The organism is Enterobacter kobei (assembly GCF_001729765.1).
Lineage (GTDB): Bacteria > Pseudomonadota > Gammaproteobacteria > Enterobacterales > Enterobacteriaceae > Enterobacter > Enterobacter kobei.
Genome location: NZ_CP017181.1, coordinates 1,464,084 through 1,476,554, shown reverse-complemented (window position 1 = coordinate 1,476,554; position 12,471 = coordinate 1,464,084). Strand labels below are relative to the sequence as shown.

Below are 12,471 nucleotides of genomic sequence, written 5' to 3'. Positions count from 1 at the left end.
TCAGCCGCGTCTTGCACGCTGGATATCACGCACGCGCTGTTTTTCCGCGCGCGCCATCAAATACCAGGCAATAAATCCGACAATTCCGACCACGCCGAGGATGATAGAGGCCAGGGCGTTGATCTCCGGGTTAACCCCCATGCGCACGCTGGAGAAGACCAGCATCGGCAGCGTTGTCGCCCCCGGGCCGGAGACAAAGCTGGCGATCACCAGATCGTCGAGCGACAGGGTAAATGCCAGCAGCCAGCCGGAGATCACCGCCGGCATGATCATCGGCAGGGTAATGATGAAAAAGACCTTCAGCGGGGTCGCGCCGAGATCCATCGCCGCCTCTTCTATCGAGCGATCCAGCTCGCGCAGACGCGAGGAGATCACCACGGCGACATAGGCGGTACAGAACGTGACGTGCGCCAGCCAGATGGTGAGCATGCCGCGATCCGCCGGCCAGCCAATGGCATGCGCCAGCGCCACGAACAGCAGCAGCAGCGCAAGGCCGGTAATCACGTCCGGCATGACCAACGGCGCGGTGATCATAAAGGCGAAGCCGTTCGAACCGCGAAAACGGCCGAAACGCACCATCACCAGCGCGGCGATGGTGCCCAGAACAGAGGCCATCGTTGCCGCCAGTGCGGCGATGGTCAGGCTCAGCCCTACCGCGCTCATCATTGCATCGTCGTGGAACAGCTCACTGTACCAGCGCGTCGACCAGCCCGCCCAGACCGTCACCAGTTTGGAACTGTTGAACGAGTAGATCACCAGCATCAGCATCGGCGCATACAGGAAGGTAAAGCCGATCGCCAGGATCGCAATTCGCCACGGAGAGCGCACTACCGGTAAGTTATTCATCCGTGGTCTCCCATCTGTTTCTGCTGATGTTTGTGGAACCACATGATCGGCACGATCAACAGCAGCAGCATGATAATCGCCACCGCAGACGCCACCGGCCAGTCGCGGTTATTGAAGAACTCCTGCCACAGCACGCGGCCAATCATGATGCTGTCCGGCCCGCCGAGCAGCTCCGGGATCACAAACTCCCCTACCGCCGGAATAAAGACCAGCATCGACCCGGCGATAATCCCGCCTTTGGTCAACGGGACAATGACGCTGAAGAAGGTTTTCAGCGGACGCGCACCGAGGTCAAGCGAGGCTTCCACCAGCGAGTAATCTATCCGCGTCAGCGCCGTATAGATCGGCAGAACCATAAACGGCAGATAGGCATACACAATGCCAATATAAACCGCGAGGTTGGTGTGCAGGATCGTCAGCGGCTGATCGATAACCCCAAGCCACATCAGGACGTTATTCAGCACGCCGTTGTTTTTCAGGATCCCCATCCAGGCGTAAACGCGGATCAGGAATGAGGTCCACGACGGCAAAATCACCAGCAGCAGGAGGATATTACGCGTCGAGGGTTTACTGTGCGCCACGGCCCACGCCAGCGGGTAGCCCATCACCAGACAGCAGAGCGTCGAGATCGCCGCCACCTGCAGCGACTGCAGATAGGCTTCAATATAGAGCGGGTCCTCGGTGAGCTGCAGGTAGTTACCGAGGTTTAAGGTCAGCGTCAGCTGCCCGTCTGCCCACTCCCACAGGTCGGTATACGGCGGGATCGCCCGCGCCATCTCCGCCAGGCTGATCTTGAAAACGATCAGGAATGGCAGCAGGAACAGCAGGATCAGCCACACGTAAGGCATGGCAATCACCAGCTTGCGGCCGTGCTTCATCTTAAGGCGCGTCAGCCAGCTGGCTGCGCGGGCTGGAGGTTCAAGTGTACTCATTGGCCGCTCCTTATACCGTCAGCACGACACAACTGTCAGCATCCCAGCACAGGCGCACTTCGTCGCCCCAGGTCGGCTGACCTTTGCGGTAGCGATGTTCGTTTTGCAGCTGGGCGCTCAGCATCTGACCGCTTTTCAGACGCACGTGATAGATAGACAAATCGCCCAGGTAAGCAATGTGCACCACTTCACCCACGGCGAAGTTATAGCCATCGGCTGGCGGATCGTCACAGAGCATGATCTTCTCCGGACGCAGCGCGACGTAGACCGGCACGTTGTCCACCACGGCGCTGTCAGGATCGACCTTGAGCGGATGCTGCAGACCCGGCGATTCAATGACCAGGCCATCCTCCTGACGCTCTTTCAGTAGCCCTTCGAAGACGTTGACCGAACCGATGAACTCGGCGCTGTAGCGGGTGGTCGGATGCTCATAAATCTCCTCCGGCTCGCCAATTTGCACAAACTTCCCGCGGTTCATGATCGCAATACGTCCGGCCATGGTCATGGCTTCTTCCTGGTCGTGGGTCACCATTACGCAGGTCACGCCGACGCGCTCAAGAATATCCACCACTTCCAGCTGCATACGGTCACGCAGTTTTTTATCCAGGGCCCCCATCGGCTCGTCGAGCAGCAGCAGTTTCGGGCGTTTTGCCAGGCTTCTGGCGAGCGCCACGCGCTGGCGCTGGCCGCCTGAAAGCTGGTGCGGTTTACGCTTCGCGAACTCCTGCATGTGGACCAGACTCAGCATCTCGGCCACGCGCGCGGTGATTTCGGCTTTTGGCAATTTATCCTGCTTCAGGCCAAAGGCGATGTTCTGCTCCACCGTCATGTGCGGGAACAGTGCGTAGGACTGGAACATCATGTTAATCGGGCGCTGGTACGGCGGCACGCTGGAGAGATCCACGCCATCAAGCATGATTTGCCCGGCCGTGGGTTGTTCAAAACCGGCTAACATACGCAGCAGGGTTGATTTGCCACAGCCCGATGCGCCCAGTAGCGCGAATATTTCACCTTTATAGATAGTCAGGCTGACGTCGTCCACGGCATGCTGGCCATCGAAAGATTTGGTGAGGTTACGAATTTCAAGAAGCGGGGTCAGCGCTTTACGGACTTTCGCCTGCGGGCGGGGGATCGCGTCATTCACGGGGTGCTCTCCGGCAGAAATCAAATCATGGTGCAGGCGCACCAGAACGGTGCGCCTGTTGCCGGGGGCGCTTCGCTTGCCCGGCCTGTGACAAAGGGTTACTTACCGCTTTTCACCTTGGTCCACGCACGGGTACGTACGCGGTCAATTTTTGGATCCTGTACTTTCAGGGTGAAGAGCTTGGCGAACACGTCCGCTGGCGGATAAATTGCCGGATTACTGCGGATCGCTTCACTCACCAGCGGCACGGAAGCCTTGTTACCGTTGGCGTAATAAACGTGGTCGCTGATGTGGGCGATCACGTCCGGACGCATCAGGTAGTTAAGGAACTGATACGCTTCGTCTTTGTTTTTCGCATCAGCTGGCATCGCGAAGACGTCGAAGAAGGCCAGCGCCCCCTCTTTCGGGATGAAGTAGGACACATTCACGCCGTTTTTCGCCTCTTTCGCGCGGTTCGCCGCCTGCCACACATCCCCGGCCCAGCCAATCGCAACGCAGATGTCACCGTTCGCCAGGTCATTGATGTACTGGGAAGAGTGGAAATAGCGAATGTTTGGACGCAGCTTCAGCAGCAGATCGGTCGCCGGACCGGTGTAGTCATCCGCCTTGTTGCTGTTCGGATCTTTGCCCAGGTAGTTCAGCACGGTGGCAAAAATCTCTTCTGGCGCGTCCAGGAAAGAGACGCCGCAGCTTTTCAGCTTCTCAAGGTTTTCCGGCTTCAGCACCACGTCCCAGCTGTCCAGCTTGACGTCCGGGCCCAGCGCCGCTTTGACTTTATCCACGTTGTAGCCGATACCGGTGGTCGCCCACAGGTAAGGCATGGCGTATTTGTTATCCGGGTCATGCTTAGCCACCAGCTTCAGGACTTCTGGATCGAGGTTTTTCCAGTTCGGTAATTTGCTCTTGTCCAGTGGCTGGAAGACACCCGCGGTCAGCTGACGCTCCAGGAAGCTCGCGGAAGGCACGACCAGGTCAAACCCGGTGCTGCCTGCCATCAGTTTTCCTTCCAGCACTTCGTTGGAATCGAAAACGTCGTAGACCACTTTAATGCCGGTCTCTTTCTCAAAATTGGCCACGGTATCCGGCGCAATATAGTCAGACCAGTTATAAACGTGCAGCGTTTTTTGTTCCGCAGCGAGCGTGCCGGCAGAGACGGCCATCAGAGCACCCGCAACCAGACCCGATAACCATTTTTTATTCAAGGCGATCATAGTGTTATTCCTTCTGAAAGCTCGTTAACAAACGAACTAAAACTGTCCAATCTGGATATATGCAAAAATCATGCATAGTTTGTCGCTCTGCTCAAAATAAAAAGAAACCTCTTTACCCGGCAGGATCCGCTCGCTTTTTGAAGCATCGCAAGAATAACTGTAGCCCGTGTCTCCGGCTATAGCCCAGACGAAAAAACGCCTTTTATCAATTTTTTATGCAGGTTTAGTCTACGTGATAAGCCGAAACGGCCTTTGGGGAGGTGAAAAATTCTTTAAAGAAAGGTTAAAAGCAGCAGAAAAAATGGCCTAATGCAGCCGCCATGGCAGCGACTGCGCAAAAGTCAGGCAGCCTTAGTGAAGAAAATTGGGAGATGCATCATTATTCTCTGCATCATCTTCCGCGCTATACAGCAGATGGTGTGCATTGGCTTCCATCATGACCATGGAAATTTGCTCTTCACTCAAGCGCATAAACCAGGCGAACTGCTTAAAGGAGAGCCCTGCCCCGGAGAATAAAGACTGGCAAACGACCAGTTTTGGCAGATTATCATCCTGTATATCGAGAAATGCTTTCACCGTCAAAGAACTGGCATTGATGGCCGACAGGTCGGAGGCCAGCGCCAGTAGCGCAGACGGCTTCACTTCGGCCAGCGCGGAGAAAAGGATCACGTCGTTAATCAGATCGATTTTGGCATCAAAAATACCGTCGAAATTTTGCATATGAGGCAGATGCAGCGCCTGGCAGGAATCACATTCAAAGAACGTAATACCGGCATCATCGAGCCATTGACGTAACGTATCCAGTGTTGGTACGACCTGTAAATCCATCGCGGTGCAGCCTCTCTAATAAAAACTTCGCATAGATTACGCAAAAAGTGCGTTCAATGCCATTTAACCGCCCGTTTTCAGACAGTAGCCCGGCGTGGCATGACGCTCGATCCATGTGATCATTTTACCTGCAATATCGACCCCCGTGGTTTTTTCCACGCCTTCCAGCCCCGGTGAGGCATTCACCTCCATGACCAGCGGCCCGCGCGTCGCCCGCAGGAGGTCAACGCCCGCCACGTCCAGCCCCAACGTTTGCGCGGCTTTTACGGCAATGTCCCGCTCGCGATCGCTAATATCAGCGACTCTCGCTATGCCGCCGCGGTGAAGATTAGAGCGGAAATCGCCCTCTTTGGCCTGACGCTCAATGGCCGCCACCACTTCATTTCCGACCACGAAACAGCGAATATCACGCCCTTTCGCCTCTTCGATATACTCCTGCACCAGAATGTGCGCATTCAGTCCCCGAAAGGCGTCGACCACACTTTCTGCAGCCTGCCGCGTCTCCGCCAGCACCACGCCGATACCCTGCGTGCCTTCTACCAGCTTGATCACTAAAGGCGCGCCGCCCACCATGTCGATCAGATCGCTGGTGTCGTCCGGCGAATGGGCTATTCCGGTAACGGGGAGATCGATCCCCTGACGGGCGAGCAGCTGCAGCGAGCGCAACTTGTCGCGGGCGCGGGAAATGGCCACGGATTCATTGAGCGGATAGCTGCCCAGCATCTCAAACTGGCGCAGCGCGGCGGTGCCGTAATAGGTGATCTGGGAGCCGATACGCGGGATCACCGCATCAAAATGCGGCAGCTTGCGGCCTTTGTAGTGTATAGATGAAGCGGCGGGGTCGATGTTCATATAGCAGGACATCGGGTCAAGGATCTCAACCTGATGTCCGCGTTTTGCCGCCGCTTCTCGCAGGCGTTTACATGAATAGAGCGTTCCATCCCGGGACAATATGGCAATTTTCACCCTGCACCTCTCTGAAGACATGGAAAAAGCCTTCATATCATACAGAATGGACTATCGCGTCGCCCAGCCCTGTTTATGCAGATAATCGAGAATAAACGGGCGATTTTCTTTAATGATGGTGCGGCGAATGTGGTCGCTCCAGGTATCGCGGCGGTTATTGCTGTCACGCGTCAGATAGTAATTCGCCAGCTCTTCATCATAGTGATTCAGGACATCACGATCGACCGGCTGGTAGTGGTTCTCGTGCACCAGCATTGCCGCAGGAATACGCGGTTTCAGATCCGGATTATCCGCCGGCCAGCCGAGGCAGAGGCCAAACAGCGGCAGTACATGTTTTGGCAGCTTCAGCAGTTCGGTGACGCTTTCAATGTTGTTACGCAACCCGCCGATATAGACCCCGCCTAGTCCCAACGATTCCGCCGCCGTAAAGGCGTTTTGCGCCATCAGCGCGGTATCCACGACGCCCAGCAGCAGCTGTTCGGCCAGCCCCAGTTGCGCTTCAGGGCAAATCTGCAGATGGCGGTTAAAGTCGGCACAAAATACCCAGAACTCGGCGGCCTGGGCCACATGCTTCTGCCCGCCGGTCAGCGTCACCAGCTGTTCACGCATCGCCGGGTCGGTAATGCGAATAATGGAGCTGCACTGCAGGAAACTGGAGCTGGAGGTCGCCCTTGCGCTGTTAATAATGGCGGTACGCTGCGCCTCGGTGATCGGCTCATCGGTGAAGTGGCGAATGGAACGGTGGGAAAGGAGCAGGTCAATCGTGGGTGTCATCTTCTCTCTCTTTGCTTGCTTAAAACGTATGGCAGCCAGTATAGGCAATGATCTGCACGGTGTAATTGGCGAAACATAGCTCATAGGTATTATAACGACAGGCGAAACCTTCTTTAATGACGACAGGTTATGGGGCACTATACGTGTCATTCGCCGTCAGGCTTGTTTTTTGAGGAGAGAGAAATGTTTGCAGTAATTTTTGGTCGTCCAGGGTGCCCTTACTGTGTGCGCGCAAAAGAGCTGGCAGAGAAACTGACCGCAGAACGCGATGACTTCAATTTCCGCTATGTGGACATCCACGTGGAAGGCATCACCAAAGCCGATCTGGAAAAAACAGTCGGTAAGCCGGTTGAAACCGTCCCACAGATCTTCCTCGATCAGAAACACATCGGCGGTTGCACCGACTTTGAAGCCTACGCCAAAGAACATCTTGGCCTGTTTGCCGAGCAGTAATGAAAGGACGCCCTCACCCTGAGGGCGTTTTTATTTGTGGTGCCGTCGGTGCTGAATCAGGCTGCGCACAAATAGGTAGCAGAGCGCGCCAAGGGCGCACCAGAATATGGCACTTAGCAACCACGCCAGCTCCTGCCAGAAACTCCGCGTTGAAACATACAGCAGGCGCATTAGCAGCAGACATAATGGCGCTGCAAGTATCGCCCCCAGTAACGGTTTCACCACTTCCCCTTTACGGGAGAGAAAACTGGCGGCGGCTCCCGGTAGCGTGAAGAAGAGCAACCCCAGCTCCGGATGCCCGGACGCCCTGAATGCGCCCTTCACATTAAATGCGAGCGACATGCATACGACCGTGAACAGCAAAAAGCAGCTGATCACCCCCGCCCAGTTTCGTTTCATATTCAAACAATCCTCCTGACTTATCTCTATCAAATACACTTTCGTCGGGTAGACGCCCAGTCAGATAAAGCAATGCGGCAATCCTTGCCAAAGTACGCACAGGGTGATGCGATAATCAGTAGCTGTCAGTAGCTAATGCGATTAAACTACACGCCAGCTAATGTTTTAGGGAATAAAGCAGGAAACAGGGAGCGTTAACGCCTTTCCCTGACCCAGAAAACAGTAGCCCAAAAAGTCCTTTCATTCAACAACTTACTGGTAAACAAGAAGTTAGCCTCCGTGAATATAAACGTCGCAGACTTGTTAAATGGGAATTACATCCTGTTATTATTTGTGGTACTGGCGCTGGGTCTTTGCCTGGGTAAATTGCGCCTGGGATCGGTTCAACTTGGTAATTCCATTGGCGTTTTAGTCGTCTCCTTATTATTAGGCCAGCAGCACTTCAGCATTAACACGGATGCGCTCAACTTAGGTTTTATGTTGTTTATTTTTTGTGTTGGCGTGGAAGCAGGACCGAACTTTTTTTCGATTTTCTTCCGCGACGGCAAAAATTATCTGATGCTGGCGCTGGTGATGGTCGGCAGCGCACTGCTGATCGCCTTAGGACTGGGTAAGCTGTTTGGCTGGGATATCGGGTTAACGGCCGGTATGCTGGCAGGCTCCATGACCTCTACGCCAGTGCTGGTGGGTGCAGGCGATACCCTGCGCCATTCGGGCATGGCTGGCGCACAGCTTTCGACCGCGCTCGACCACCTGAGCCTGGGCTATGCCCTGACCTATCTGATTGGTCTGGTGAGCCTGATTGTCGGCGCGCGCTATCTGCCAAAACTGCAGCATCAGGATCTGCAGACCAGTGCCCAGCAAATCGCCCGTGAGCGCGGGCTGGATACCGACAGCAAACGTAAAGTCTACCTCCCGGTGATCCGCGCCTACCGCGTCGGACCTGAGCTGGTGGCATGGGCAGACGGGAAAAATCTTCGCGAGCTGGGGATTTACCGCCAGACCGGGTGCTACATCGAACGTATCCGCCGTAACGGCATTCTGGCGAACCCGGACGGTGACGCGGTGCTGCAGATGGGCGACGACATCGCGCTGGTGGGTTACCCGGACGCGCATGCCCGTCTCGACCCAAGCTTCCGAAACGGCAAAGAAGTGTTCGACCGCGATCTGCTCGACATGCGCATCGTCACCGAAGAGATCGTGGTGAAAAACCATAACGCCGTTGGCCGTCGTCTGGCGCAGCTCAAGCTGACCGACCACGGCTGCTTCCTTAACCGCGTCATCCGCAGCCAGATTGAGATGCCCATCGACGACAACGTCGTGCTCAACAAAGGCGACGTTTTGCAGGTCAGCGGCGACGCGCGACGCGTAAAAACCGTTGCCGACCGCATCGGCTTTATCTCCATTCACAGCCAGGTCACTGACCTGCTGGCTTTCTGCGCCTTCTTTATTGTGGGCCTGATGATCGGGATGATCACCTTCCAGTTCAGCAACTTCAGTTTCGGAATCGGTAACGCCGCCGGTCTGCTGTTTGCCGGGATCATGCTGGGCTTCCTGCGAGCGAACCATCCGACGTTCGGTTACATTCCGCAGGGCGCATTGAACATGGTGAAAGAGTTCGGTCTGATGGTGTTTATGGCGGGTGTCGGCTTAAGCGCCGGCAGCGGCATTGGACACAGCCTGGGTGCTGTCGGCTGGCAGATGCTGGTTTCCGGCCTTATCGTCAGCCTGGTGCCGGTGGTGATCTGCTTCCTGTTTGGTGCCTACGTGCTGCGCATGAACCGCGCCCTGCTCTTCGGAGCAATGATGGGGGCGCGTACCTGTGCGCCGGCCATGGAAATTATCAGCGACACCGCGCGCAGCAACATCCCGGCGCTGGGCTATGCAGGCACCTACGCTATCGCCAACGTACTGCTGACGCTGGCAGGTACGCTGATCATCATCATCTGGCCAGGACTCGGATAACTCTGAAGTTTGCGCGTAATGAAAAAATTTTTGTTACGCGCAGAACTTTTTTATCAGGGGGCAGTCATAACTAGTGCCACTGCTTTTCTTTGATGTCCCCAATTTGTGGAGCCCATCAACCCCGCCGTTTTGGTTCAAGGTTGATGGGTTTTTTGTTGCCTTAAATAAACCCCAACAAAGAATAACCAAAGCCCGTTATCCAGCTTTTCTAAACGTGAGCATACGTAATGTCAGGCTTAACGAGCGATGTCTAAGTGTTTCCCTCCCCCGCAATCCTCCCAACCATCGCCCGAATCTCGTCCCGGGTTAACGGCGCCCGGTCGGTCACATAGTGCAACGTCATCCCTTCGATAAACGCATCCAGCGCGCGGGTGGTAACCGGATCGAACCACTGCTCCAGCGTAGTCTGGCTCATCTTCATCCAGTCCTGCATCACCGTTTTGAGCGCCGCGCTGCGGTGCATAAAGGCGTAAAGCTGGTACATCAGCGCCATGTTGTGCGGCGTCGTCACCTGCGAACTGTGGATCAGGGTGGTGATGGACTCGCACGCCATTTCAGGCCCGGTGACGCCCGCAAAGAAATTCCGATACTGCTGCGACATCTGCTGCGTAAACCATGTGAACGCTTCCTCCAGCAGTGGCTCCATACCGTCGAAATAGTAGGTCATCGACCCCAGCGGCACGCCCGCGCAGGCGGCGATTTTACGGTGCGTGACGGCGTGAATACCGTGCTCGGCAATGGTATCGAGTGTTGCCTGCAGGATCTTCTCCCGGCGATGCGGATCGTTCGGTGGTCTGCTCATAAATTCCTCACGTGGTTTGTGTACAAATGTACACAAACTTGCTAGTGTTGTCGCTATTGTTGTACTTCTGGTGCTACCCCAATGACGCTGACCTCTCCCCGTAAAACCCTGCAGCTCCGCATGTGGGCGCTATTTATGTTCTTCTTTATTCCCGGTCTGCTGATGGCCTCCTGGGCCACGCGCACGCCCGCCATTCGCGATATTTTGTCTGTCTCTACGGCTGAGATGGGCATCGTGCTGTTCGGCCTGTCGATCGGTTCCATGAGCGGCATTCTCTGTTCCGCATGGCTGGTGAAGCGCTTTGGTACGCGAGCAGTGATCCGCACCACCATGTGCTGCGCGGTGTTCGGGATGGTGGTATTGAGCATCGCGCTGTGGTTTGCCTCGCCGGTGTTGTTCGCGCTGGGGCTGACGGTATTTGGCGGCAGCTTCGGTTCTGCGGAGGTAGCCATCAACGTTGAAGGGGCGGCGGTCGAGCGTGAGATGAACAAAACCGTGCTGCCCATGATGCATGGCTTCTATAGCCTCGGTACGCTGGCCGGTGCGGGCGTGGGAATGGCGCTGACGGCCACGGGTGTGACCGCCAATCTGCATATCCTGCTGGCGGCGCTGGTGTGCATCATTCCGATCCTCACCGGCATCCGGGCCATCCCGGACGGCACCGGTAAAAACTCTGCTGACGAACGCTCGTCAGCCGAAAAAGGACTCCCCTTCTACCGCGATTTCCAGCTGATGCTGATCGGCGTGGTGGTACTGGCGATGGCGTTTGCAGAAGGCTCCGCCAACGACTGGCTCCCGCTGCTGATGGTGGACGGTCACGGCTTTAGCCCGACCTCCGGCTCGCTGATTTACGCCGGGTTTACGCTGGGGATGACCGTCGGGCGCTTCACCGGCGGCTGGTTTATCGACCGCTACAGCCGCGTGGCGGTGGTGCGCGCCAGCGCCCTGCTGGGCGGCCTGGGGATTGCGATGATTATCTTTGTGGACGTGGACTGGATTGCCGGCGTCTCGGTGATCCTCTGGGGACTGGGGGCGTCACTCGGCTTCCCGCTGACCATTTCCGCCGCCAGCGACACCGGGCCGGATGCCCCGACGCGCGTCAGCGTGGTGGCGACAACGGGCTACCTCGCCTTCCTGGTGGGGCCGCCGCTGCTCGGCTTCCTGGGTGAACACTACGGGCTGCGCAGCGCCATGCTGGTGGTGTTAGGGTTGGTGATCATCGCTGCGCTGGTGGCGCGCGCGGTGGCAAAGCCGGAAACGAAACAAACGACACTGGAGAAGGGATATGAGCGTTAAACTGATCGCCGTCGACATGGATGGCACATTCCTGAGCGATGCCAAGACCTATAACCGCCCGCGCTTTCTGGCGCAGTACGCCCGCATGAAGGCGCAAGGCATTCGCTTCGTGGTCGCCAGCGGCAACCAGTACTACCAGCTGATCTCCTTTTTCCCGGAGATTGCCCATGAAATTGCGTTCGTCGCTGAGAACGGCGGCTGGGTCGTGAGCGCCGGAGAGGATGTCTTTAACGGTGAATTGTCGAAAGCCCATTTCGAGACCGTCGCGAATGTATTAAACGACGTTCCGGGCATTGAGATTATCGCCTGCGGAAAAAACAGCGCCTATACGCTGAAATGCTATGACGATAGCTTTAAGGATATCGCCGCGAAGTACTATCACCGGCTCGAAATGGTGAGTGATTTCGACAACCTGAACGACATTTTCTTCAAGTTTGGGCTGAACGTGTCAGACCATGAAATTCCGCGCATCCAGGCGATGCTGCATGAAAAGCTTAACGACATTATGGTGCCCGTGACAACCGGCCACGGCAGTATCGACCTGATTATCCCCGGCGTGCACAAAGCCAACGGCCTGCGGATCCTGCAACAGCGCTGGGGCATAGAGGACAGTGAAGTGGTTGCCTTCGGTGACAGCGGCAACGACGTGGAGATGTTGCGTCAGTCCGGGTTCAGCTTCGCGATGGCGAATGCCAGACCGCATATTAAAGCAGTGGCGCGGTTTGAAGCGCCGCATAATAACGAGGAAGGTGTGCTGGATGTGATTGAGAAGGTGTTGAACGGGGAGGCACCGTTTAATTGATATCGTGCGGTCTGGTGCCTTCACCCTAACCCTCTCCCTGTGGGAGAGGGAAT

13 protein-coding genes are annotated in these 12,471 nt (G+C 56.2%); 4 read left to right on the top strand and 9 right to left on the bottom strand.

The features are described 5' to 3' along the window. The 7 genes from potI to nfsA all read right to left on the bottom strand — a co-directional run bounded on the left by potI (position 1) and on the right by nfsA (position 6,701). On the bottom strand, positions 1 to 846 hold the full coding sequence (gene potI / locus BFV64_RS07005; RefSeq protein WP_014883155.1) for a putrescine ABC transporter permease PotI: 846 nt from the start codon (positions 844 to 846) through the stop codon (positions 1 to 3). Beyond that, positions 843 to 1,778 carry a putrescine ABC transporter permease PotH gene (potH, locus tag BFV64_RS07000; RefSeq protein WP_014883154.1) on the bottom strand — a complete coding sequence of 312 codons (936 nt, stop codon included), beginning with the start codon at positions 1,776 to 1,778 and terminating at the stop codon, positions 843 to 845. Before potH ends, potI begins: the two co-directional genes overlap by 4 nt. Positions 1,779 to 1,788: 10 nt before the next feature. Then, entirely contained in the window at positions 1,789 to 2,922 is a 1,134-nt protein-coding gene (potG, locus tag BFV64_RS06995) for a putrescine ABC transporter ATP-binding subunit PotG (protein ID WP_023336982.1), read from the bottom strand. 98 nt (positions 2,923 to 3,020) lie between these two features. Further along, positions 3,021 to 4,133 (bottom strand): spermidine/putrescine ABC transporter substrate-binding protein PotF, encoded by a 1,113-nt coding sequence (potF, locus tag BFV64_RS06990; RefSeq protein ID WP_014883152.1) that lies wholly within the window; start codon positions 4,131 to 4,133, stop codon positions 3,021 to 3,023. 351 nt (positions 4,134 to 4,484) lie between these two features. Next, positions 4,485 to 4,961, bottom strand: coding sequence for a YbjN domain-containing protein (locus tag BFV64_RS06985; RefSeq protein WP_003858385.1), 477 nt, complete (start codon positions 4,959 to 4,961; stop codon positions 4,485 to 4,487). Between the two features lie 63 nt (positions 4,962 to 5,024). Continuing rightward, positions 5,025 to 5,927 (bottom strand): 30S ribosomal protein S6--L-glutamate ligase, encoded by a 903-nt coding sequence (rimK, locus tag BFV64_RS06980; protein ID WP_032628797.1) that lies wholly within the window; start codon positions 5,925 to 5,927, stop codon positions 5,025 to 5,027. A gap of 51 nt (positions 5,928 to 5,978) precedes the next feature. Continuing rightward, positions 5,979 to 6,701: a nitroreductase NfsA gene (gene nfsA, locus BFV64_RS06975; RefSeq protein WP_014883150.1), complete on the bottom strand. Its 723-nt coding sequence runs from the start codon at positions 6,699 to 6,701 to the stop codon at positions 5,979 to 5,981. Positions 6,702 to 6,884: 183 nt separating this feature from the next. Here nfsA and BFV64_RS06970 point away from each other — a divergent pair, with 183 nt between their 5' ends. After that, positions 6,885 to 7,154, top strand: coding sequence for a GrxA family glutaredoxin (locus BFV64_RS06970; protein WP_069601848.1), 270 nt, complete (start codon positions 6,885 to 6,887; stop codon positions 7,152 to 7,154). 30 nt (positions 7,155 to 7,184) lie between these two features. Here BFV64_RS06970 and BFV64_RS06965 read toward each other — a convergent pair whose 3' ends face one another. Then, entirely contained in the window at positions 7,185 to 7,553 is a 369-nt protein-coding gene (locus BFV64_RS06965; protein ID WP_014883148.1) for an inner membrane protein YbjM, read from the bottom strand. A gap of 279 nt (positions 7,554 to 7,832) precedes the next feature. Between BFV64_RS06965 and BFV64_RS06960 the strand changes: the two genes are divergently transcribed. Further along, the gene (locus BFV64_RS06960) at positions 7,833 to 9,518 is read left to right on the top strand and encodes an aspartate:alanine antiporter (protein ID WP_014169303.1); all 1,686 of its coding nucleotides are present in this window, start codon (positions 7,833 to 7,835) and stop codon (positions 9,516 to 9,518) included. Positions 9,519 to 9,768: 250 nt separating this feature from the next. Here the strand turns inward: BFV64_RS06960 and BFV64_RS06955 are convergent, their stop codons facing one another. Next, positions 9,769 to 10,320, bottom strand: a complete 552-nt coding sequence (locus BFV64_RS06955) for a TetR/AcrR family transcriptional regulator (protein ID WP_045281083.1) — start codon at positions 10,318 to 10,320, stop codon at positions 9,769 to 9,771. A gap of 81 nt (positions 10,321 to 10,401) precedes the next feature. Here BFV64_RS06955 and BFV64_RS06950 point away from each other — a divergent pair, with 81 nt between their 5' ends. Together BFV64_RS06950 and BFV64_RS06945 are read left to right on the top strand one after the other, a co-directional pair. Next, positions 10,402 to 11,616 (top strand): MFS transporter, encoded by a 1,215-nt coding sequence (locus tag BFV64_RS06950; RefSeq protein WP_014883146.1) that lies wholly within the window; start codon positions 10,402 to 10,404, stop codon positions 11,614 to 11,616. After that, entirely contained in the window at positions 11,606 to 12,418 is an 813-nt protein-coding gene (locus BFV64_RS06945; RefSeq protein WP_045134207.1) for a Cof-type HAD-IIB family hydrolase, read from the top strand. The genes BFV64_RS06950 and BFV64_RS06945 overlap by 11 nt, the downstream gene beginning before the upstream one ends. The last annotated feature ends 53 nt before the right edge of the window (positions 12,419 to 12,471 follow it).

Bases quoted from the DNA above. Each gene is read 5' to 3' on its own strand.
- nfsA (WP_014883150.1), bottom strand. From the start codon at position 6,701: ATGACACCCACGATTGACCTGCTCCTTTCCCACCGTTCCATTCGCCAC.
- BFV64_RS06965 (WP_014883148.1), bottom strand. From the start codon at position 7,553: ATGAAACGAAACTGGGCGGGGGTGATCAGCTGCTTTTTGCTGTTCACG.
- BFV64_RS06950 (WP_014883146.1), top strand. From the start codon at position 10,402: ATGACGCTGACCTCTCCCCGTAAAACCCTGCAGCTCCGCATGTGGGCG.
- BFV64_RS06985 (WP_003858385.1), bottom strand. From the start codon at position 4,961: ATGGATTTACAGGTCGTACCAACACTGGATACGTTACGTCAATGGCTC.
- BFV64_RS06970 (WP_069601848.1), top strand. From the start codon at position 6,885: ATGTTTGCAGTAATTTTTGGTCGTCCAGGGTGCCCTTACTGTGTGCGC.
- potI (WP_014883155.1), bottom strand. From the start codon at position 846: ATGAATAACTTACCGGTAGTGCGCTCTCCGTGGCGAATTGCGATCCTG.
- BFV64_RS06945 (WP_045134207.1), top strand. From the start codon at position 11,606: ATGAGCGTTAAACTGATCGCCGTCGACATGGATGGCACATTCCTGAGC.
- potH (WP_014883154.1), bottom strand. From the start codon at position 1,778: ATGAGTACACTTGAACCTCCAGCCCGCGCAGCCAGCTGGCTGACGCGC.
- BFV64_RS06955 (WP_045281083.1), bottom strand. From the start codon at position 10,320: ATGAGCAGACCACCGAACGATCCGCATCGCCGGGAGAAGATCCTGCAG.
- potF (WP_014883152.1), bottom strand. From the start codon at position 4,133: ATGATCGCCTTGAATAAAAAATGGTTATCGGGTCTGGTTGCGGGTGCT.